16 protein-coding genes are annotated in these 21799 nt (G+C 49.3%); 7 read left to right on the top strand and 9 right to left on the bottom strand.

The annotated features are described in order from the left end of the window. Nucleotides 1–18: 18 nt before the first annotated feature. The 5 genes from H8L47_RS12850 to H8L47_RS12830 all read right to left on the bottom strand — a co-directional run bounded on the left by H8L47_RS12850 (nt 19) and on the right by H8L47_RS12830 (nt 9173). Nucleotides 19–2637: a pectinesterase family protein gene (locus tag H8L47_RS12850; RefSeq protein WP_329605448.1), complete on the bottom strand. Its 2619-nt coding sequence runs from the start codon at nt 2635–2637 to the stop codon at nt 19–21. 95 nt (nt 2638–2732) lie between these two features. Beyond that, entirely contained in the window at nt 2733–3542 is an 810-nt protein-coding gene (locus tag H8L47_RS12845) for a rhamnogalacturonan acetylesterase (protein ID WP_230413716.1), read from the bottom strand. Between the two features lie 65 nt (nt 3543–3607). After that, nucleotides 3608–5497, bottom strand: coding sequence for a glycoside hydrolase family 28 protein (locus H8L47_RS12840; RefSeq protein WP_186953986.1), 1890 nt, complete (start codon nt 5495–5497; stop codon nt 3608–3610). Nucleotides 5498–5538: 41 nt separating this feature from the next. Beyond that, a complete protein-coding gene (locus H8L47_RS12835) occupies nt 5539–8232 on the bottom strand; it encodes a TonB-dependent receptor plug domain-containing protein (RefSeq protein ID WP_186953985.1) in 2694 nt (897 codons plus the stop codon). A 239-nt stretch (nt 8233–8471) separates the two neighbouring features. Then, complete coding sequence (locus H8L47_RS12830; RefSeq protein ID WP_230413715.1) at nt 8472–9173, bottom strand: FadR/GntR family transcriptional regulator; 702 nt, start codon at nt 9171–9173, stop codon at nt 8472–8474. A 408-nt stretch (nt 9174–9581) separates the two neighbouring features. Here H8L47_RS12830 and garD point away from each other — a divergent pair, with 408 nt between their 5' ends. The 6 genes from garD to H8L47_RS12800 all read left to right on the top strand — a co-directional run bounded on the left by garD (nt 9582) and on the right by H8L47_RS12800 (nt 15527). Continuing rightward, nucleotides 9582–11147: a galactarate dehydratase gene (gene garD / locus H8L47_RS12825; RefSeq protein ID WP_186953984.1), complete on the top strand. Its 1566-nt coding sequence runs from the start codon at nt 9582–9584 to the stop codon at nt 11145–11147. 54 nt (nt 11148–11201) lie between these two features. After that, the gene (locus tag H8L47_RS12820) at nt 11202–12023 is read left to right on the top strand and encodes an NAD-dependent epimerase/dehydratase family protein (protein WP_186953983.1); all 822 of its coding nucleotides are present in this window, start codon (nt 11202–11204) and stop codon (nt 12021–12023) included. Between the two features lie 301 nt (nt 12024–12324). Continuing rightward, nucleotides 12325–13062 carry a cytochrome b/b6 domain-containing protein gene (locus tag H8L47_RS12815; protein WP_186953982.1) on the top strand — a complete coding sequence of 246 codons (738 nt, stop codon included), beginning with the start codon at nt 12325–12327 and terminating at the stop codon, nt 13060–13062. 35 nt (nt 13063–13097) lie between these two features. Next, the gene (locus H8L47_RS12810) at nt 13098–13769 is read left to right on the top strand and encodes a response regulator transcription factor (protein WP_186953981.1); all 672 of its coding nucleotides are present in this window, start codon (nt 13098–13100) and stop codon (nt 13767–13769) included. Further along, complete coding sequence (locus H8L47_RS12805; RefSeq protein ID WP_186953980.1) at nt 13766–15115, top strand: ATP-binding protein; 1350 nt, start codon at nt 13766–13768, stop codon at nt 15113–15115. Before H8L47_RS12810 ends, H8L47_RS12805 begins: the two co-directional genes overlap by 4 nt. 34 nt (nt 15116–15149) lie before the next feature. Beyond that, entirely contained in the window at nt 15150–15527 is a 378-nt protein-coding gene (locus H8L47_RS12800) for a PepSY domain-containing protein (protein WP_186953979.1), read from the top strand. 50 nt (nt 15528–15577) lie between these two features. Here the strand turns inward: H8L47_RS12800 and H8L47_RS12795 are convergent, their stop codons facing one another. From H8L47_RS12795 to H8L47_RS12780, 4 genes are read right to left on the bottom strand one after another with little or no spacing between them, the layout of a single operon-like run. Beyond that, nucleotides 15578–16615: a bifunctional nicotinamide-nucleotide adenylyltransferase/Nudix hydroxylase gene (locus H8L47_RS12795; RefSeq protein ID WP_186953978.1), complete on the bottom strand. Its 1038-nt coding sequence runs from the start codon at nt 16613–16615 to the stop codon at nt 15578–15580. Nucleotides 16616–16662: 47 nt separating this feature from the next. Continuing rightward, complete coding sequence (locus tag H8L47_RS12790) at nt 16663–18360, bottom strand: NAD+ synthase (protein ID WP_186953977.1); 1698 nt, start codon at nt 18358–18360, stop codon at nt 16663–16665. A 26-nt stretch (nt 18361–18386) separates the two neighbouring features. Continuing rightward, nucleotides 18387–19577 (bottom strand): nicotinate phosphoribosyltransferase, encoded by a 1191-nt coding sequence (pncB, locus tag H8L47_RS12785; RefSeq protein ID WP_186953976.1) that lies wholly within the window; start codon nt 19575–19577, stop codon nt 18387–18389. Between the two features lie 45 nt (nt 19578–19622). After that, nucleotides 19623–20486: a cysteine hydrolase family protein gene (locus tag H8L47_RS12780; protein WP_186953975.1), complete on the bottom strand. Its 864-nt coding sequence runs from the start codon at nt 20484–20486 to the stop codon at nt 19623–19625. Nucleotides 20487–20925: 439 nt separating this feature from the next. Here H8L47_RS12780 and H8L47_RS12775 point away from each other — a divergent pair, with 439 nt between their 5' ends. After that, the gene (locus H8L47_RS12775) at nt 20926–21792 is read left to right on the top strand and encodes a TIGR02452 family protein (protein ID WP_222616516.1); all 867 of its coding nucleotides are present in this window, start codon (nt 20926–20928) and stop codon (nt 21790–21792) included. Nucleotides 21793–21799: the final 7 nt, after the last annotated feature.

Genomic DNA, 21799 nt, shown 5'->3' with positions numbered 1-21799 from the left:
TTTAATCCTGCTACCAGCTCACTCGTCTGTATTATTGAATTCAGCAAGAAATACGCGTACCGGAGAAATTGGTCCGACGTAGCCCATTTGTTTTACGGGGTCGATTTTTGCAGCAAGCAGATTTGCCCAGTAATCATCGCTGGAAAATTGAGCCGGGCGGTAAGGCAAAGTACCTTTCTTGTTCCAGTCTGACCAAGGCTGTTTTTTATTGATATGAGCGCCAATCACGGAGTTCATGACTACCATCTTGCCTACCGACTCCAGTGTCTGCTTTCTGATCGTGCCTGTTGGCGAATTGAATTGATCCACTTCGCCTATCTGGCAGTCATAGCCAGGGACAGGCACAGGTGCGTATGGTGTACAGCGTTCGTTCGAAAACCATTGTCGGGCCAAACTGAATTTTCCCGCCAAGGCATTGCTGCTGCCATCATGGGTAAAGCGGCAATGATCGAACACAAAACCATAGCGTGATTTCACATTGGTATTGGGAGCACCGACATAAGCAGAGTTGCGGTCACCGAGAGTCTTGATTTCGGTTTCGAAAAAATAAGCAGTAGCATCACCAAAAATAAAATCCACATCGCCTTCAATGTAAGAGCGCTGGAAAAATTGCCTCGCGGTCTGGCCATCCTTGCCCGACTTCATATACAAGGTATCCTGGAAACCCAGCATGCGCACACTGTCGAAATGCGATTTATCAGCGCCATCCAGCATGACTGCCAAAGCCTGATGATGCACCATTTTGCTGCGCGCATAGATACCATTTTCATCGGGACAATTACCGGGCTGGCAATCTGCCAGCGCATTACCCTTATCCTTATTATAGGAATTTTCTATAGTCAGATTCTTTGCCTGAAAACCGGGGCTTTTGACCCATAATACTGCGGTGCCAAAAGTACCTAGCGTAGGCTTATCCTTCAAACCCTCGTGCATGGCATTGATCCTGTGATGCATACCAGAAAACTGCGCAGAAAACTGCGCAGTGTAGTTGCTGCCAGTGGTCGCAGCATCCAGATTGGCAGTAATGCGGGTAGTGGCTGCATCGTTGCCATACAGGGTAATGGGGATGGCTGTATCAGGTACATATACCAGCTCACGATAAGTGCCGGGCTTGATGAAAATATGGATGCGCTGCCTGCCAGTCTTGCCTTTATCCATATCGGTAACAGCCTGATTGACAGCGGCCTGTACTTGTCTGAATGTCCTGACACCGTCTGGTACAGCATTAGCATCGACGATATAGTCAGGTGTCAATTGCGGGTCAGCAGCGATGGGTTCAGATTTGGGATCCCAGGGTGATATACGCTCATTGCCGGGCAAGCCAGCATACTTCAATACTTCGGCATAGGCAAAGTACTTGGCTGTCTGTGCATCGAGTTGCGGACGCTTACTAAGGTGCAGCAATTCCGGATAGGCTGCAAAGGCCTGCTCACATTGCTGAGGATTGGCCGGAATACTGTCAAAGACGACTTTCTCACTACCGGCCAATCGTACATATTCAAACTGGCTACTGCTTTTATCTGCCACACTGACGTCTTGCAATGCAAACTCTATGGGACGAGCAGCATCGTAGCCACGCAATATGATCTTGCCTGGCGTCAGTGATTGCACATGCTCAAGCTTGATATTGCGGTACTGAGGTATCAGATCGCCAGCCGCAATTTTTCCATAATGCGTATCAAAATCAATAGGTGCCTTGACATTGCGTATGCAGACATTGCGATAGCTAATGTTTTGCACAAGCCCGCCACGTGAGATATCACTCTTGATGCGCAAGCCTGAAGTCGTGCCATCCATACTGAGATTTTCTATCAGGATATTGTTTACTCCACCATTGGTTTCACTGCCTATGGACATGCCATGACCAGAGTAGAAATGGCTATTCCGTATGGTGATATTTTCTGTTGGCCCGTTGTTACCTGCCTTGATAGCGACATTATCATCACCGGTACGAATATAGCTATTGGAGATCGTGATATTGCGAGAAGAAATCGGGTCTATGCCATCAGTATTCCTGGCGTTAGCTGGGGTATCGATGTGCACACCCCAGGCCGTAAAGCCATCAACCTGGTTGAGAGTGACATGGAAATTCGGCGAATTGCGCAGCGTAATATTATGCAAAGTAATGTTATACGACTGCGTGACTTCTATCAGCCTGGGTACGTTCTGGCGATTGTTCTCTTTTTGCGCCCGGCGGGCAATTTGCCACCAGCTTTCTTCCTTGCCACTGATGCGCTCACCGCCCTGGCCATCAATGACTCCTTCACCATAGATGCCACTGCCTTTAGCGCGATCAATCGTGATGAAAGGCTTACAGCCTTTGCCCTTGTCATCATTCGTGCCACAAGTGCCAGCACCACGGTCATAGTCCAGTGAGTGAGTAGATGCATACAGCGTAACACCAGCATCGATCAAAAGCGAAACGCCGCTGCGCAATTGCAAAGCGCCGGATACGAATGCGACCTTGTCATTACGGCTGCGTAAGCGTACTGCCTGTCCCGGGCGGCAGGCATCTATTGCCGTTTGCAGAAGCTGGGTATCTGGTGCGCGGCTTGCCGGGTTTGTTGTATCCTGCTTGCCACTCTCCAGTTGTGCCGCCAGCACACTGCAGACGGCTGGCGTCTGCGGCTCCTTCACGAGACGGCTATCCTGAGCATATGCAGAGCTGGCAAGCAGCAAAGCCGTGATTGTTGGAGTGAGCCAAGTTGCGGAGATTATCTTTTGCTGACTCATCATCTAGTCTCTGCATTCACATGCGATTGCAAAACTGGGGCGACTATCAGCAATTCTTTCAATACCATAGAAGAAAAATAGGCTGCCCCCTTACCACCAAGGTGGGTACGGTCAAAAGCCGACTTCGCAGCCCCTGCTTTTTCTATCTTGGACAAGTCTGTAGTTGCTACCGGCAGTACAGCAGGCGGAGGTGCCATTGCCAGGGTATCAGCCTCAGCTTCGCCCATGGCTTGCACAGCCTTATAACTGATCGCATTTAAATCGATCAAAGTCACATGCTTGCTCGTCGCCACCTTGATGCTGGCTTCTGCCCAGGGACGCAAATCATTTTGTAATTGCGCGCCTTTGAAACTGCGCCTGGTCAAAGGAGTCAGCAATACGGCATGTGCCCCGGCTGCCTGCAATTCCTCAACATAACCAGCCATATTGACAGGGAACTCTGTCGCCAGGTCAGTCGAGCGTCCGGGCTTGCCGGGCTGGTCATTGTGGCCGAACTGTATCAGGACCAAGGTCTGGCTGAATTGCGCATTGCTTGCTATGAGTTTCTGTACTACTTCCCACGAACCTTCTGCGCGATAACTGCCGGAGCTACGCCCGCCTTTGGCAAGATTCAGACAAGTCACGTCAGGTTTGAAACGCTGGCACAAGGCATCACCATAGCCACTTCTTGTGGCCATCGTGGAGTCCCCCACAAGGATGATGCGGACAGGTTTGCCAACATCAGACTCAACTTGTTTTGGCTGGCTGCAAGCGCAGACCAGCATGGCACTGATCACCATCAAGGCGACAGAGCGAAGAAATAATTTCATAGGATACTCTTGATCTTTTCGATAAAAACGGGGTCTGCAAGCAGACCCCGAAGTTCGTCTCAAGTCTAGGCAGACAATGTCTTGTTATGCACGGTGTTACCTATCCTGACATTCTTCAAGGTCAAGCCCTTGACGTTGTATAGATACAGCGGATTGGCAGCATTGGCTGGTGTACCGAGATCACAATCAGTGATAGTGACATTCGTGACGGGAACAATATGCGGTGCCGGTTTTGCCGGGCCGTTATAGTCGCTGGCCACTGGCCCCAGAATGACTATCGCCTGATAGCAAGAGAACTTGCCATCTTTGGTATCGACATTCGCCACTTTGACGTTCGAGATATGAATATCGGAAACCACCGGCGGACGTGTACGCACGTTGTCATTGATTGGGTCGTAACCACAATCGATGGTGATAATGCCGCCAGCTGAGGTCGCCACTGACTTGGTAGGAATGGCAGAACCAGGTAAGCTGGAATAGAACGCTGGTGTGGTACGTATGCCATTCGGCACCGTAATATTGCGTATATGCAAATTGCGCAGGAAACCGCCTCGGCTCATATTGGACTTCAACCTGATTGCGATATTCAGCGGATCAGTTTTCCAATGGCTGTTTTCAAATACCAGGTTTTGCGCAAATACATTCTGTATACCACCAGACATTATGCTGCCAAAAGTCATGGCACCATGACCACTATGCATCTTGCAATTCTGGATCACGATATTCTGTGAAGGACCATACTGTATGTCCGGCCCCTTGCCAGAATCAACTGCGATGCAATCGTCGCCAGTATCAAAGGTTGAATCTTCTATCAAAACGTGATCACAGGATTCAGGATCAAAACCATCGCTGTTCGGACCTATGCTATTGGCATAGATATTCTTCACATGCACATTGCGGCAATTGACAGGGTTATGTTGCCAGAATGGAGTATTGGTAACTTGATAGCCCTGGAACAGCACATTCGTGCAACTGATGAATTGCACCATATGCGGGCGCAAGAAGTGCCCCATTCCGAACACACGTTTTTCTGCAGGTACTCTGGCTTCTGCCAGCGCACGCAGATAATTGGAATCGCGACGCCATTTGTCTCCTTCACCCTGGATGAAACTGGCTTCTTGTGCACTCAGATGCGGTGCGGCTTCCTGCAATGAAGTGGGATTCAGCGGATTCAGAGAAACTTCAGTCTCACCTTTGACATGCTTGACATAGTTTCCGCTGTTGCCCGCTGCGATATCGCCGCTGGTATTTGGCTTTTCCCTACCCTTCCAGGACCACCAGCAATAAGGACTATCCGGGAAATCGACACCAGCCTGACCATCGAGTATGGCAGTCCAGTCATCGCCAGTAAGAGCGATATTGTTTTGTCCAAAAGCATAAACCATAGACGAGAAGTTCAGGCAGTCATTGCCTTCCCAGCGCGTCATGGATAAATTGCCATTCTTGCCGCAATTGAATTTGCCGTATTTTGCATAGTCAGCCGGATTATTGCTGAAGTAAACATGCGCGCCAGCCTGCAAGTGCACATTGACATTCGATAACAATACGATAGGCCCAGCGCAATACCAGTTACCCGCCGGGATAACGACTCGTCCACCACCTGCTTTATGACATGTGGCGATGGCTTCGGCAATTGCTGGGTAGCAATCCTTGGAGCCTTTCGCCGGAGTCGATAGATTGGCTTTTTCAACAAAGGAAATCCAGGCAACTGTCGGCACGACCTGACAGGTTTCCGCACCAAAACTGGTGATGGGAAAATCTTCCTTGCGGAACTGAATGGGCTTGGAAAAACGATTGATGATGTCCTGTGCCTGCTTCCAGGGATCTTGTTTTCCTGCGGCGGCAAAAGCACTTGCTGGGATGCCACTGCCCAACAAGAGACCACTGGCAGATGCGGCCTGCAAGAAACTGCGGCGTTTCAAATTCAAACTGTTTTTCAGATTACTGTTTTGCATCATGGCTCCACGTCCCCCATGTACGCATGGGGGACTTTTCTTCAGAAGTTGTAAGACAAACGTGCATTGAATGCGCGGCCTATGGGGCTGGCAGCACTGCTCAGATAGCCATAGGTGTAGCCACTGTGATTGGTAATCGGTGGTTTGGCATCCAACAGATTGGTGATACCGGCGGACAAGGTCAGGTTTTTAAAGCCGCGATAGCTTGCGGTCAAATTCCATACCTGGTACGGCTCGATATCCCTGAAATATTGGGCGGCAATCAGATTTTGATCGTGGTAGCCAGTATTGTAGTTTTGTGTCAGTTGCGAACTCCAGTCACCCTTGGTCCAGGACATGGTCAGCGTGTGTTTCCAGCGGAAGGTAATGATGGGCAAGCTGCTGGTAGTGCCATTGCTGGCCACACCGAAACGACCTACATTGGACACGTAGGCACTGTCTTTTTCCAATTGATTATCAAATTGCGTCAGGTATGTGCCATTCAACTGAAACTTGAAATTACCTATGGAAGTGCGGGGAATATCGTAAGCAACTGTCACATCAATACCAGAAGCTTTTTGCCCACCCAGATTCATCGTGATATTTTTGATGTAAGCCAGAGAGCCATCAGCATTGCGCACGAACAGGTCTGCGTATTTGGTCGGATTCAGGAAGTAGACTTGCTCAGGCAAGTTTGCCAGCATGTCCTTCATTTCTATATGCCAGTAATCTGCAGACAAAGTCAGGTTTTGCAGAGGCTCTACCACTGCCCCCAGTGTGAAGCCGCGTGAAGTTTCTGGCACCAGATCAGGGTTACTACCTGTCTGACGTGGCAGGGAAACATTACATACCGCCGAAGCCACCAGGCCTGGCAAAGCCTTACCCGTACCTGCTATGCCGGGCGTACCGCCAGGGCATTGCACTGGGTCATCCCATTTCGATGACGTTGTGGTATTTGCGCCTGGGACACGGTAACCGTAGCGATCGAACAAAGTCGGTGCGCGGAAACCGGTATTGGCTGAGCCACGGAACATCAAGGCCTTCATCGGTTGATAGCGAAAGCTGGCCTTGGGGTTGATGGTATTGCCAAAATCACTGAAATGATCGTCACGTACGGCCACGTTAAAATTTAATTCCTTGGTCACAGGAATTTCCATTTCAGCATAGAGTGCTGCGACATTTCGCGCACCCTGGCCACGTGAAGGGCCTGATGCAGCATAAGTCACAATCGATGTGATCGCTGTCTTGGTATCCTCTGTAGTATCCCTGTGCAAGTCTGCACCCAGTGCCAGCGTCAGTGGCCCGCCTGCCAGCTTGGTGAGTTCTGTGGAGGCAGTAAAATCAATACCTGTGAAGGTACTGACAGAATGGCGATTTTGCGCACCATCGACGCCTATGCTGGCCAGGTAAGCCTTGCCTGCTGCATCCTGCAAGCCAAAAGGATTCAAGGTACCGTTAGCGATACCCTTCAACAACGCAGGACCATCGACATAGCCTGCCTCATAGTAATTGTCGCGCTGGCTATGTCCATAAACAAAACCAGCCTTGTAATCCCAGTTACCGATACGGCCTTCATCATTGATGGCAATGCGTTGATTGATTTGCACATCCTTGGTGACGGCCTCGGCCAGATCAGCAACACTCCAGGTCACGGTTAGGGGCTCACCTTTCAAGCCTGCCACGGCTGGCACGCCACCTGTACCGCCGGGGTACCATTTACTGGTCGACGGCAGCAAGGCACTTACACCATTTGCTGCCAGGCTGGTGGTCGGATTTTTTGTGCCCAGTATATGCTCTTGTCCACGCATGTAATCAATGCTAAGGATATGCTCGTCATTGAATTTCTTTGTTGCCTTTGCGTAGAAAGTCACTTGCTCATTCCCATACAGGGCAGTGCCGTAATATGCTGCATTCAGTATGCAGGTATTTTTTGCACCCTGTATGCTGTAAGGAGCCTGGCAGTTGCTGGCATAGTAAGGATTTGCAGCCGTTTTGTTGGTGGCCGTCGTAAAGTTGGCAGGCATGGCATAGCCACCGCTGCCCAGAGTAGGCGCACGACCTATGCTGGTCAGCATTTCGGTTGTGCTTAATTCGGCACGGTCGGATGCCAGCAAGCGGCTACGGCGATGGGCATCAATCGTACCGTAAAGATTCCAGCCATCTTTTTCCAGATCACCGACACCTACGGTAGCAGTAACCCTTTGTTCATCACCACCACCTGTCTTTTGCGGTTTGACGAACTGGGCTGAAACAGAGTTACCAACCACGGTGCGCTTGGTGATGAAGTTGACCACACCACCGATAGCATCAGAACCATATATCGAAGATGCACCATCGCGCAGGATTTCTACCCTGGCGATGGCACTCATGGGTATTACATCCAGATTGGCATAACCATCAGCAATCGCTTCGTTGGCAAGGCGACGGCCATTCAATAACACCAGCGTACGATTCACACCCAGGCCGCGCAGATTGATATTGGTGCCTGATCCAGCATTCGAAGGTGCCAGCGAGGCTGATTCAGGCAAGGCCATCATCAGATCTGCCAGTGTGGTCATGCCACGTTTTTCCAGTTCTTCACCGCTGACCATGGTCACTGGCAAAGATGCTTCAGTCGCCAGGCGCTTGATGGATGAACCAGTGACTTCCACCCTTTGTACTTCTTGCGCTTGCGCATGATTCACTACCGCCAGTACTGCCAGCGCGATGGATGACAATACAAATACTGGCCTTTGGAATTTTTTATCGTCTTTCATTATTCAGTCTCCTCCTGTTTTTCATGGAATTCTCGTGCCTATGCTGTTGTGCATAAGTCACTAGTTGGAGCACCTCGCGTACTCTGTGCCACTGCGACGAAGATGAGCGCAAGAAGCCCCACCGGGGTCACAGCCGGTCAAGATAGAAATTCGATTAAGGGGCTTGCTGTCACGCCCCAGGGATATAGTCGCAAATGTACTCTTTGCTTTCTGACTAATCCATTTATCCGCTTATTCGCCTATCCGCGTGAGAAAGTCCTGGTCACTCTTTCAAGATGTGCCCGCATGGCCTTTCTCGCTGCAGCTGGATCATGGGAAGCAATTGCTTCCAGTATGTTGCGGTGATCCGTCAATGTTTGCTGGCGTAATTCTTCAGTCTGAAAATGCTCCTTCAATTTATGCCACAGGCGGCCCCGCTGGTTCCACAAGTATTCCACCGTACCTACCAGTGCACTATTGCCCGTGGCTCTGGCAATGGATAGATGAAAATTCCGATCGGCGTTTTCATTGCTGGAATAATTGGCATGATGCTTTTCCATTTCCAGCACGGCCTTCAAAATTTCATCAATGGCAGAATCGGTTGCTACCCTGGCTGCAATCGCCGCCACCTCAGATTCAATCAAGCGTCGCGCAGACAATACTTCAAACGGTCCCGGCCCTGCTTCTGGCACATCTGCCGGGCCTTCCGGCAAGCCACTAACATAGACACCAGAGCCACCGCGCACTTCAATCACACCGCCCAATTCCAGCGCAATCAGTGCTTCACGCAAGGACGCGCGGCTGACACTGAGCTTGGTTGCCAGATCGCGCTCAGATGGCAAACGCTCTCCAGCAGCAATATTCTCTTCAGCAATCAGCGCCTGAATCCTGTCAGCCACTACCCGGTACAGCCTGGGCTCATGAGGCAAAGCTTCGTTCTGCGCAATATTTTTTTTCATCATGATTTGCAACTTTAAGAAAAGCTTAATAAAAGCAATTCGGTCAGGCCATTCTAATGTGGTCAGACCAAATATGCAATGTGGACTAGCCAGATATTTTTTTTGGTGGCATACTCGCCACAAATGATACCTGAGGGATTATAGCGGACTATGCGCTCCCCACCGGTAAAAGAAGAAAAATCTGAAGGTAAAAATAAATGATTTTCATAGGGAATATTGGTTTTTTCGTGGTAACACTGCCGTGCGCCAGCCCGAAATCCATCTCCCCTTGACATGCTCATAAATGTTCATGCCAGTTGTATTTTGGTAAGACCAATTTCACGAAAATCAGATTTTTCGACAAAAATAATTGGCTGATTTGTCTGTTTTTTGCACTGACAGCCACATCTAGCGGAGAAGGGAAAAAATAAAATGACAATATCCAGCACCAGCTTGCCGCTCTATATACGCATGCATGCCAATGACAATGTGGCGATAGTTGCCAATGATGGCGGCCTGCCTGCGGCGACTCGCTTTCCCTGCGGCCTGACGTTGCTGGAGCACGTCCCGCAAGGGCACAAGCTGGCATTGCAAGATCTCGCCGAAGGCGCAGCGATTACCCGCTACAACGTCACGATAGGCTATGCAGTGCGTTCCATCCCACAAGGGAGCTGGGTGGAAGAATCTCTGATAAGCATGCCCGCCGCCCGCGAGTTGCTGGACTTGCCGATCGCCACTGTGTCAGCGTCCGACACCACCCCGCTAGAAGGGTATACGTTCATGGGCTACAAGAATGCCGATGGCAGTGTAGGCACGCGCAATATTCTGGCGATCACAACAACCGTACAATGCGTATCTGGCGTGGTCGAACATGCGGTGCAACGCATCAAGGAAGAACTCTTGCCCAGGTTTCCACATGTCGATAATGTGGTTGGGCTTGAGCATACTTATGGTTGTGGGGTTGCTATCGATGCGCCAAATGCCAACATCCCCATACGAACAGTGCGCAATATCAGCCTGAACCCAAATTTTGGCGGGCAAGCCATGGTGGTCAGTCTGGGTTGTGAAAAACTACAACCTTCACGTCTATTCCCCAAAGGCAGTATCCCGATAAAAAATGGGGATGAGGGTAGTGGAGAACCAGCGCTGGTGTGCTTGCAGGATCAGGCACATGTGGGCTTCAATTCCATGATTGCATCCATCATGCATACTGCGGAGAAGCAATTAACAGAGTTGAATAAACGCCGCCGCGTGCCCTGTCCCGCATCAGAACTGGTGGTGGGTGTGCAGTGCGGCGGTAGTGATGCATTCTCGGGCGTGACTGCCAATCCTGCAGTTGGCTTTGCCACAGATCTATTGGTGCGTGCTGGTGCTACGGTGATGTTTTCTGAAGTGACTGAAGTGCGCGACGGTATAGACCAGTTGACCTCACGTGCCGCCAATGCTGAAGTGGCAGCGGCCATGATCAGGGAAATGGCATGGTATGACGATTATCTGAAACGTGGCGGAGTTGACCGTAGCGCAAATACTACACCCGGCAATAAAAAAGGTGGACTATCGAATATCGTTGAGAAGGCCATGGGTTCCATCGTCAAATCAGGCAGTTCCACTATTTCTGGTGTCTTGCCACCCGGCGACAAACTCACGCAAAAAGGCTTGATCTATGCTGCCACACCCGCCAGCGATTTTGTCTGCGGCACTTTGCAAATGGCAGCGGGCATGAACCTGCATGTATTTACTACCGGGCGAGGCACGCCATATGGCCTGGCCGCAGTTCCTGTCATCAAGGTCGCCACCAGAAATGACCTGGCAAGACGCTGGCATGATCTGATGGATATCAATGCTGGCAAGATCGCCAGCGGCGAAGCCACGATAGCCGATGTAGGATGGGAATTATTCCAGATGCTGCTGGATGTTGCCAGTGGCAAGGAAACCTGGGCCGAGCACTGGAAACTGCACAATGCCCTGGTCTTATTTAACCCGGCACCGATTACCTGATAGCTTAAACCAGAAAAATGCAGATCAAGAATTCATTTAAAGAGAAAGCGCCCCATGAATACCACTATCACTGAAAAGCCATTTAATCGCATCTTGCTGACCGGCGCCGCCGGTGGCCTGGGCAAAGTCTTGCGCGAACGTATCAAGGCATGGGCCAACATCGTTCGCCTCAGCGACATCACCGATCTTGGAACTGCAGGCGAAGGTGAAGAAATCGTGCAATGTGATCTGGCTGATAAAGCTGCTGTGCTGGCAATGATGGAAGGTGTGGATGTTGTACTGCATTTTGGCGGCATTTCGACCGAAGCCAATTTCGAAGCCATCATGCATGCAAACATCCAGGGCACATACAATATCTATGAAGCCGTGCACAAGCACAATGTAAAGCGCGTCATCTTTGCCAGCTCGAACCATGCAGTTGGTTATTACCGCACTACCGATTATATTGATGCCGACATGCCTGCCCGACCTGACGGCATGTACGGTATCAGCAAATGCTTTGGTGAGTCACTGTCACGTTACTACTATGACCGCTTTGGCATAGAAACCGTATGCATACGCATAGGCTCCTCCTTCCCGGTGCCGACGACGCGCCGCATGATGGTGACCTATTTCAGTTATGACGATTTATTCGAATTGTTGCGCTGCGCAGTCTTTGCCCAGCGTGTTGGCCACACCATCAGTTTTGGTGTATCTGACAATCCGGGAAAATGGTGGGACAATAAAAAAGCTGCCCATCTGGGTTTTCAAGCGAAAGATAGCTCTACTGCCTTTACTCATCTATTCCCTGACAGCAGTGAATATCCTGAAAAAGACGACATCACGACCATCTATCAGGGCGGTGGCTTCTTGCTGACCGGTCCACAGTACAAATAAGTTTAATGTATAGACGCGATAGTGCAGCGCAACTGGTTTAACCTTACCTGCACTATCGAACTCCCCCTCATCTCCAGCAAGCCTCCGCCAAGCCGGCAACAAATATTCCCTTTCTTATCTCTCACTCTACGGACAGTAGTGGCTTAAGACCATCTTAAGAATTGAAGCCCATCATGGTTTCCTGGATGTAGGTCTGGCAATTCGGCCTCACGCAGACCAGCGATACAGTTTCTTCGTGGCTCGCTGGTAAATGCATGACTTACAAGTTTGAAAATTCCCTGGTTTCGTCGAGGAGGTTGACATGAGTGATTTATCCACATCGCAGAGCGATACTGAGCGCACTGAGAGTTCCACAAAAAAGATCCAGATATGGGATGCACCTGTGCGACTGTCTCACTGGCTGATGGCGATATGCTTTACCGTTGCATATGTGACAGCCGAAGTAGATTCCTTGCGCTTGCTCCACATCAGCATGGGGTACACCATGTTATTCTTGATCTGCTTTCGTCTGGTGTGGGGCTTCATCGGTAGCAGGTATGCCCGCTTCTCTGAATTTATACGCTCTCCTGCAGCTGTCATTCGTTATTTGCGTAGCATGATTTCGGGGCATCCTGCTCATTTCACGGGACACAACCCCGCAGGGGCCATGGCGATTATCGCGATGCTGTGCCTGGGCTTGATCGTCACAATGTCAGGCTATGCCCACTACAATGAATTAGGTGGTGAGTGGCTGGAAGAGGCGCATGAAATAGCTGCCAGCATGATGCTGGTAGTGGTTGGGATACATATCGCTGGTGTTCTACTCGCAAGTTATTTACATCGGGAAAATCTGGTTCGCAGCATGATCGGCGGACGCAAGCAGGGTGAGCAAAAGCAAGCCATACCCACTACCTGGCGTTCAGTCGCAGCAATATTGTTATTGACCGTACTCGGTTTCTGGATTTATCAGTGGAGTACCGCGACTTCTGCGCAAAACCTTGAAATGACGCAGTCAAGCAAAGAACGAACAGACAAGGATAAAGATCATGATGGTGATTAAATCCGGCAGAATTCTTATGACCATAGAGAACTGGTATGCGCATATTATTGGCAGAAGATGACCCACTGCTTGGCGATGGCTTGCAGGCAGGCTTGCGCCAACTCGGTTTTCAGGTCGATTGGGTCAGAGACGGTGAAGCAGCGGAATATGAATTACGTAGTCTGGTGTATGCCGCTGCAGTACTTGATCTTGGAATGCCGCGCAAGAATGGGCTGGACGTACTTGCCAGCATACGCAAAGCGGAAGTAAGTTGCCCGGTATTGATATTGACTGCACGGGACGCCGTTGCCGACAGAATTCGGGGGTTGGATCAAGGTGCCGATGATTATGTCATTAAACCGGTTGATCTGAATGAACTTGCAGCAAGGTTACGTGCGCTGATCCGGCGTGCCCATGGGCAACCAAATGAAAACCTGGAAGCACAAGATATTTTGCTCGATCCTGGAGCTCGCTCGGTAAAGCAAGCAGGCAGCATTGTGGAAGTGTCGACGCGAGAATTCGACCTCTTACAGACCTTCATGCTAAATCCCGACCGCGTTCTTTCACGTGAGCAAATCGAGCAGCATTTGTATAGTTGGGGGCAAGAGGTGGATAGCAATGCCATTGAGGTCCATATTCACAACCTGCGAAAGAAACTGGGGGCGACATCAATATTGACCGTGCGTGGCGTTGGTTACATGCTCCCAAAGGAGGGTAGGACATCATGAATACACGCCCTTCCCTGCAAAATCGACTACTCGTGCTGACGTTGACAGCGGTCGCATCCATCTGGTTGCTGGCGACCGCCATGACCTGGTTCGATGCCAGGCATGAGCTGGACGAAGTGCTTGATGGACATTTGGCACAAGCTGCGAGCTTGCTCACAACACATCAAGTACACGAGATTATAGAAAAAGGAGAGTCCAGGGAACCACGCACTTTGCACAAGTATGCACCTAAAGTCATGTATCAGGTTTTTCATGGGGGGCGGCTTGGCTTGCGCTCGGCAAATGCACCGGACACGCCGATTCTGGACGATGGCAAGGAATTAAAAGCGGGATTTACAAGCATTCAAATAAAGAACCGCGAGTGGCGCGTTTTTTCAACGATCGGCGTTGAATCAGACGTACAGGTTTATGTAGCAGAAGAGGTTCAGGCGCGCACTGCCATCCTGTATGCCGTTTTACGTAGCATGATTTTACCTTTCATCATTGCGCTTCCAATACTTGGACTGGCACTATGGTTTGCCGTGCGGCAAGGTATGAGCCCCATCACCAGATTAGGCCGAGTGCTTGAACAGCGCCAGCCTGCAGCAGTTAACCCAATTGAGATGGATGGAACAAGTAAAGAAACTCAAACTGTTATTCAAGCACTAAATGGCTTGCTGGAGCGTATCGCAGGCCTGATGGAATCAGAAAGAAGATTCACTGCAGACGCAGCCCACGAACTGCGCACCCCACTTGCAGCCCTGCGTACCCAAGCGCAGGTAGCAATGGCAGAACATGATGAAATCAAACGCCAGCGCGCATTGAAAAACACTTTGGAAGCCTGTGACAGGACATCCAGATTGATTGAGCAATTACTGACTTTATCCCGCCTGGAAAACAACGCTGAGGCCGAATTCTTACTCTTCGACATGTCAGCCACGATACGCAAGCAATTAGCAGATATTGCCCCCAAAGCCATTAGCAGGAATCAGAAAATGGAACTGGATATGGACTGCCATTGTTCCATTAATGGCAATGAAATCTTGATGAGCGTACTTATTCGGAACTTGATCGACAATGCCGTCCGCTACAGTCCAGAGGCAGCACAAATATTGATTCACTTGAGCTACATCAATAGCTTATATATCTTGACGATTGAAGATAGTGGAAATGGACTGTCAGACCAAGATATCGCCAGGTTGGGTGAACGTTTTTTTCGTATTCAAAGCAATGCAGAAAGTGGCAGCGGCTTGGGCTGGTCAATTGCAAAAAGAATTGCTAAGGCTCACCACATGGACTTGCAAGCTGAACGTTCAGAAAAATTGGGGGGACTAAAAGTAACATTGAGCATACCTGCTCCAAACTGAATCTTACTTCCGCATCAACAACCTGGAGAGCGCGATGAATTACGCACGTCAATTTCTTTTTCTCGCAACATGTGCCTGCTCCATCAGTTTGCATGCACAAAACAAAGCAGAAACATCGATTCCACAAGTACAAAAATCTGTAGGCAGTAATTCAAAACAAGTGGTCACTATTCCCAAAATTTTGGCAAATGACAAGGGATGCACGACACTGAAAAAGTCAGAATGGCTAAGCCAGGAAGAAATGGCTTTACTGGCCAGGCATCGTGGATACCAGTTTGAAAAAGTGAAAATATCCTATGAAAGTTGCTACGAAATTTATGGCAGCAACCGTGACGGTGATCTGGTCGAAGCATATTTTGATCCCAGCAACGCTAAACTGATACGACAGAACATCGTAAAGATAAAGCAGTGATGACCAAATCAGCCCGCAATGAATCCCATCGCAGGCTGTCAACAGTTGTCTCAGTTCTCGCTGGCAGTCAGATTGAGAAATTGATCGAGGATGTGGAAATGGTCATCAAAGAACACTTCCTCCATGCCTTCCAGCTTTTCTATACTGACCCAGGCCGCCTGTGCCGCATCATCTGCTGCACGAATATCGGGCAAGTGCTCGGTCTGCAAATCAAAGAAGTGGGCATGGGTAATGGTGCGGCCACGCAAGCTGCGGCCTGGGTGATCAAACACCTTTACGTCTACCAGTGAATGCTCAAGGGTAGATGCCAGCACGGCCAGATTGGTTTCTTCAAACAATTCACGTATAGCGCCCTGGAACAGTCTTTCATTCTGATCCAGGAAACCTCCGGGCAATGCCCACAAACCTTTGCCTGGGAAGCCACCGCGCTGTACCAGCAAGACATGTCCTGCTGCCTTGACGACAGCATCCAGGGTCACAAACATGGGCGCATAGGGAGCTGGCTTCCAGGATTCATGGTAGGCCAGCAACTCCGCATGCTCTTTCACCAGCACGGCGTAATGCGGCAAGATGCTCCAGGCCTTCAGGTATTGCCGTATGCTCAGTGGCAGATAATGGGCGATCACATCGAGTGAGACGCGCATGTCTTCGGCTTCAAACAAGACCCGGCGTATGACAGTGGCATCTATCGCCAATAATTGTTCAGCCGCGACCAACTGCCATTGTGGGAAACGGTTCAGGTAATAACTGGAGGCATCCTTAAAATGGCCTATCAGGGCGATTCGCTTTGCATAGGGAAAATGTCTCTCAACCTTGCCGCGTATGGCGGCCGACCAGCGTGCATCATCGTAGTAATCACGCACGGCGATGTACGATACCCTGTCCCGATCTGCGGGTGACAGGGTGGCATTGATCATGTCTGCCCGTTCTTGCCAGCTGAAGGGGTTCTTGGTACTGCGCGCGTGGAAAGATGAACCCAATATCACGACTACTTCTTCCGCAGTTTCCAGTGCCAGTTGCAGGAGCGTGGCATGGCCGTTATGAAAAGGTTGAAAGCGTCCTATTAATACTGCAACGTCGATTTGCATGGATGACTTCTAAATAATGGTAAAGGTTGGACTTGATCTTCTGGATTTCAATACTTTGCCGCAATCGGCATCTGACGTCCACTACCAAATGCACGGGCGCGCACGCGGATGATGGGCGGGGCCTGGCGGCGTTTATATTCATTGCGCGCCACCATGCCCATGATACGGGCCATGCTTTTCTGACCAGCCTCGGTCTTTTGCAATTGTTCTACAAAAGCCTGCGCCCTGGCAAACTCGTGTGCAGGCAAGCGCCTGCCTTCTATATGCCATTTCAGCATTTCATCGAGCTCATCATAAGGTGGCAGGCTATCGGTATCAAGCTGGTCTGGTGCAAGCTCGGCTGATGGTGGTTTGGTCAGCACATCTCGCGGGATAATTTCACGTCCGGCTGCGCTGTTGACATGTCGAGACAAGGCATAGACTTCTGTCTTGTACAAGTCGCCAATCAAACCCAGGCCCCCATTTGTGTCGCCATACAGAGTACAGTAACCGACAGATATTTCACTCTTGTTACCAGTCGTCAGTAAAAGTGCGCCAAAGGCATTAGAGTATTCCATCAAGATAGTGCCACGTATGCGTGCCTGCAAATTCTCCTGTGTCAGACCGCGCAAGGGAGAGGAAAATGCTTCTTCAAAGCCTTTTGCATACTGCTCTACCAAATTCAGTATTGGATGTGTATGCAGTTTGACTTGCAGGTTGTCACATAATTTGACCGAGTCAGATACTGAACCTGTGCTTGAATAGGAGGATGGCATGGTGATGGCGATAACGTTCTCGGCGCCAAGTGCCTGTACTGCCAAAGCAATCGTCAATGCCGAATCAATACCGCCTGAAGAACCAACCACCACCTGTTTGAAACCGCAACGGCGCGCATAGTCTTGCAGGCCAAGCACGATCTGACGACGGGTAAATTCTGGCACGGATAAACCTGTGCTATCCGGCTTGACTAATGCTGCACCATCAATAGCAGAGAACTGCTTTTCTGCAAATCCCAGCAATTGAAAATCTTCTTCAAAACGTGCTGCTTCAAAAGTCACACCACGATCAGGTGTGACTGCAAATGAAGCACCGTCGAACACCAGTTGATCTTGTCCGCCTACCTGATTCACATACAGCAAGGGCAGTTGATGGTGGGCTACAGCCTTGGCAAACATGGCATGTCTTTGCTGGCGCTTGCCTATATCTGACGGGCTGGCATTGATGCTGATGATCAGGTCTACCTTCGCAGCAGTCAGGGCATTGAAAGGATTGACCTGATAATCATGTTCTTCATCATTCCAGCCATCTTCACAGACCATGAAGCCAAGCTTGTGTCCGGCTACATCCAGTGTGCTGGCAATTTCCTTGCCGGGTTCAAAATGACGGCGCTCATCGAAGATGCCATAAGTGGGCAGCAATTGCTTATAGTATTCTGCAACAATTTCGCCATTGCGTATCGCCAGCAAGGCATTATGCAAGGCCTTGCCTTGTCCTTTGTTTAGACGTACTGTGCCTATCACGCAGACGAGATTAGGATGATCCGTTGAAGCCTGCATAATATTGGCCAGCGCCTGCTCTGCCTTGGCCAGGAAAGCACTGTCCTCCAGCAAATCACCAGGGTAATAACCGCAGATACAGAGTTCAGAAAACACTGCCACATCCGCCTTTCCCGCTGCGGCTTTTTGCATGTGGCTGATGATGGCGTCAGTATTGCCAGCGAAATCACCCACCATATAATTTAATTGTGCGACTGCCAGTTTCAACATGATGAAACTCCTGAATTGAGCTTGATTTACATGAGGGGATGATTAAAAACCTGGCGCATATAAGCGAGGAAGGTTTCATCCGTACACAAGGTCTTGCCTGCAGAATCAGACAATTTGGCAACTGGCTGGCCATTGCAGGATTTGAGTTTCATGACGATATTCAAGGCCTTGATACCAGTGTCATTCGTCAGATTGGTGCCTATACCAAAGCCCGTCATGGTGCGGTCAGCAAAATGGCGATACAGGCTGAATGCAGTTGCCAGGTCCAGCCCATCTGAAAACACCAGGCGTTTGGTATGGGCGTCTATACGCAACTTGGCATAGTGCGCCAGGGCTTTCTCACCCCAGACTACCGGGTCACCAGAATCATGCCGCAAGCCATCAAACAATTTGGCGAAGTACAGGTCAAAGTCAGACAAGAAGGCATCCATGCCAACCACATCTGTCAGGGCAGTACCGAGGTCACCACGATATTCCTGTACCCAGTCTTCCAGTGCCGCTTTCTGGAAATCACGCAGGCGCACACCAAAGGATTGATAAGACTGCAGGTATTCATGGGCCATGGTGCCGATAGGCACCAGCTTGTATTTCCTGGCCAGGTAGACATTCGATGTACCCTTGAAAAACTGCGGCACTTCACGTGCCAGGGTAGCGACGACTTCATCATGCCAGTTTCCAGAAAAACGCCTACGTAAACCAAAATCAAAGAATTCAAAAGGGTGAGTTCTTGGTGCTTCTTTTCCAAATTCACGGATTTGCTCTATCTTATCCGCCAGCCTGCGCCTGCCTTCAGGCAGCGTGTCTTGAGTTTGCAAGCGACGGAAATATAATTCATTGACGATATGCAGCACAAAGATTTCAAAACCCATGACATGCACTTGCGGGCCAGTGGCCACGATCTGCAGGTGATCGCCATCCGTACTGATCTTGATGAATTTGCGCTGAAAATGAAAAACCGTTAAAAAATCTATGAAATCGCTTTTAATGAAACGTAATGAGCGCAGATAGTCGAGTTCATCTTCAGTAAAATTCAGTGCACACAAGTGATCAATTTCACGTTCGACATCAGCCTTTAATTCTGCCAGTGGATAGGCGGTGGAATTGCGGCAAACGAAAGCATATTCAGTCTGGGTATTTGGGTGACTATGCAGCAATGCCTGCCACATGGTGAATTTGTATAAATCAGTTTCCAGCAAACTTTGAACTACGGGTTTCATATTTTTCTTTTCCAGTATTACCTGACAATTATCACCTGAAAAGTATCAGGCATTCACCAGCAATTCAGGCAATACATCTGCCATCTTCGCAATCTGCACACCTTTGGCAGCCATATCGCGTACAAAGTCTTCAAACTGTGCATCAAAGCCCGTGACTGCACTCATACAATCAGTTACCAGCACCAGTTTGTGTAAATCGGCTGCGGCGAAATTTTCCACCAGATGCTCAGTAGTCGCTTTCACGCAATGACTGCCTGCTTCGCCAGTAATATACACACGGTCAGCCTTGCTCAGTTCTGTAATCAATTGCTGGTTCAGTTGCGTATCCGGGTCGCTGGCATCTGGGACTTCTGCCTTGACTGCTGAATAATGCTCAGTCCAGGGATTGGAGCCCTTGTTGATCTTGTTGACCACAGCCAGTTGTTTTTCTTCCCAGGCATTATAGGCTGCACGCACATCAGCATGCACATTTTGCCCCCATGAGCCAATTTCGCAGTGCACCGGCCATATCATCAGTTGATAACGGCCTTCTGCTTCCAGTGCATCCAGATACGCCAGGACACGTGCCAAAGCCTCAGGCCGACGCGGCTGATATTCGCCAGCGCGCACTGCCGCCGCGGATATAGCCGTGAAGGGCGTCACTGTTGCACCCTGCACTGTCTTCCAGAATGTAGGATGAGCGATATCATAACGATGGTGAGCATCCAGAGTGATGCTGATGCCTGTGATGCCATCTGCACCTTTATTAATCAGTTCAGCCACGCGCAACATATCGGCATGGGCACCTGGCACAGGCAGGGCTGGCGATAATGCTTCTGCATTATGTACATCTCGTGCCAGATAAGCAGGTGGCAAATCACAGAAATCATTTTGCGGATCAATGATGAGGACTTGCAAATTACGTTTCATGATATTTCCTTTTCTTTTGAAGCTGATTCTATTCTAGGATACTTAGTTATTAATTGCAACTAAGCAGTCATATATCCTGCGTCACTATGCAAAAGTTTCAAAAAATTCCGAATAAACTATTTATTTTCAGTAACTTAGCATAAAAGATCCTTATCCCCTTGCGCCGTTCTTCCATAGCCATGCTTACAAAGTCTTGCAAATTCAGCGCCTGTAAAACCTGTCTCTGCAATAAATTACACTTTCAATTTACTTTCCAGCATTATTTGTCTGACATTTGCCAGCAATTACTGTTACTTGTCCTTGCAAGAAAACAACAAATGAAATGATCTTAGTTAATTTATGAAACTATCTTAGTTGCTTTACCTCACTAAGATAGCTTATAGTTCGCTTATGCGAGATATTCTTATGCTTGCTAACAATAATAAGATAGAGAAAAACAATGCAAACTACAGTCATCAATAGAAAACAAAGAGCTGATATTGCCCAGGAAACTTTGGCAATACTGGCACGTGGCAACTACATGAATCAGTATGGCGATGAAGTCAGCATACAGGGCAGTTTGACGGCAGCGAAAAATGCATCTGTCCACTATTTGCCGGAAGAATTACAGCAAATCTTGCTTGCGCTTTCAGTTGACGAACGATTTGACACCGCAATCAGCGTCAGCAATGAAGGCTGCCTGACAGTAGCCAGGCGCATGGCATCAGAAGATGGTGCGCGCCCACTTTGTCTGAATTTTGCGTCGGCGAAAAATCCAGGCGGCGGCTTCCTGGGTGGTTCAGAAGCACAGGAAGAAAATCTGGCGAAATCTTCAGGCTTGCATCCTTGCATTGCGCAGATGGCTGCCATGTATGAAAAGAACCGTGCTTTGCAATCCTGTCTCTATAGCGATGACATGATCTATTCGCCAGACGTGCCTGTCTTCAGAGATGATGAATATGCCTTGCTCGATAATTTCTATAGTGCATCCTTCATCACGGCTCCAGCGGTCAATCTCGGCGCATTGAAAAAAAATGAACCGGACCAAATTGGCGAAGCAGCCAGTGTCATGTTAAACAGGGTCAATTTTGTCTTGGCTCTAGCACTTAAGCATGGACATCAGCACTTGGTACTTGGTGCCTGGGGCTGTGGAGTATTCGGCAATGAGCCCAGGGATGTCGCTAACTATTTCTTGCAAGCATTGTTACCCGGATCAATTTTCCACGGCGCATTCAAGAAAATAGTATTTGCCGTACTGGACAAAAAAAACACTGGAAGCTTCCAGGCTTTCGAAGCAACATTTAAAAATAATAAAAACAAATCGTAAAAAAATA

It is taken from the genome of Undibacterium umbellatum (assembly GCF_014284125.1).
In the GTDB taxonomy this organism is placed as follows: Bacteria; Pseudomonadota; Gammaproteobacteria; order Burkholderiales; family Burkholderiaceae_D; genus Undibacterium; species Undibacterium umbellatum.
Note: the sequence above shows the minus strand (reverse complement) of the source record. Positions and strands in the feature narration are given on the sequence as shown.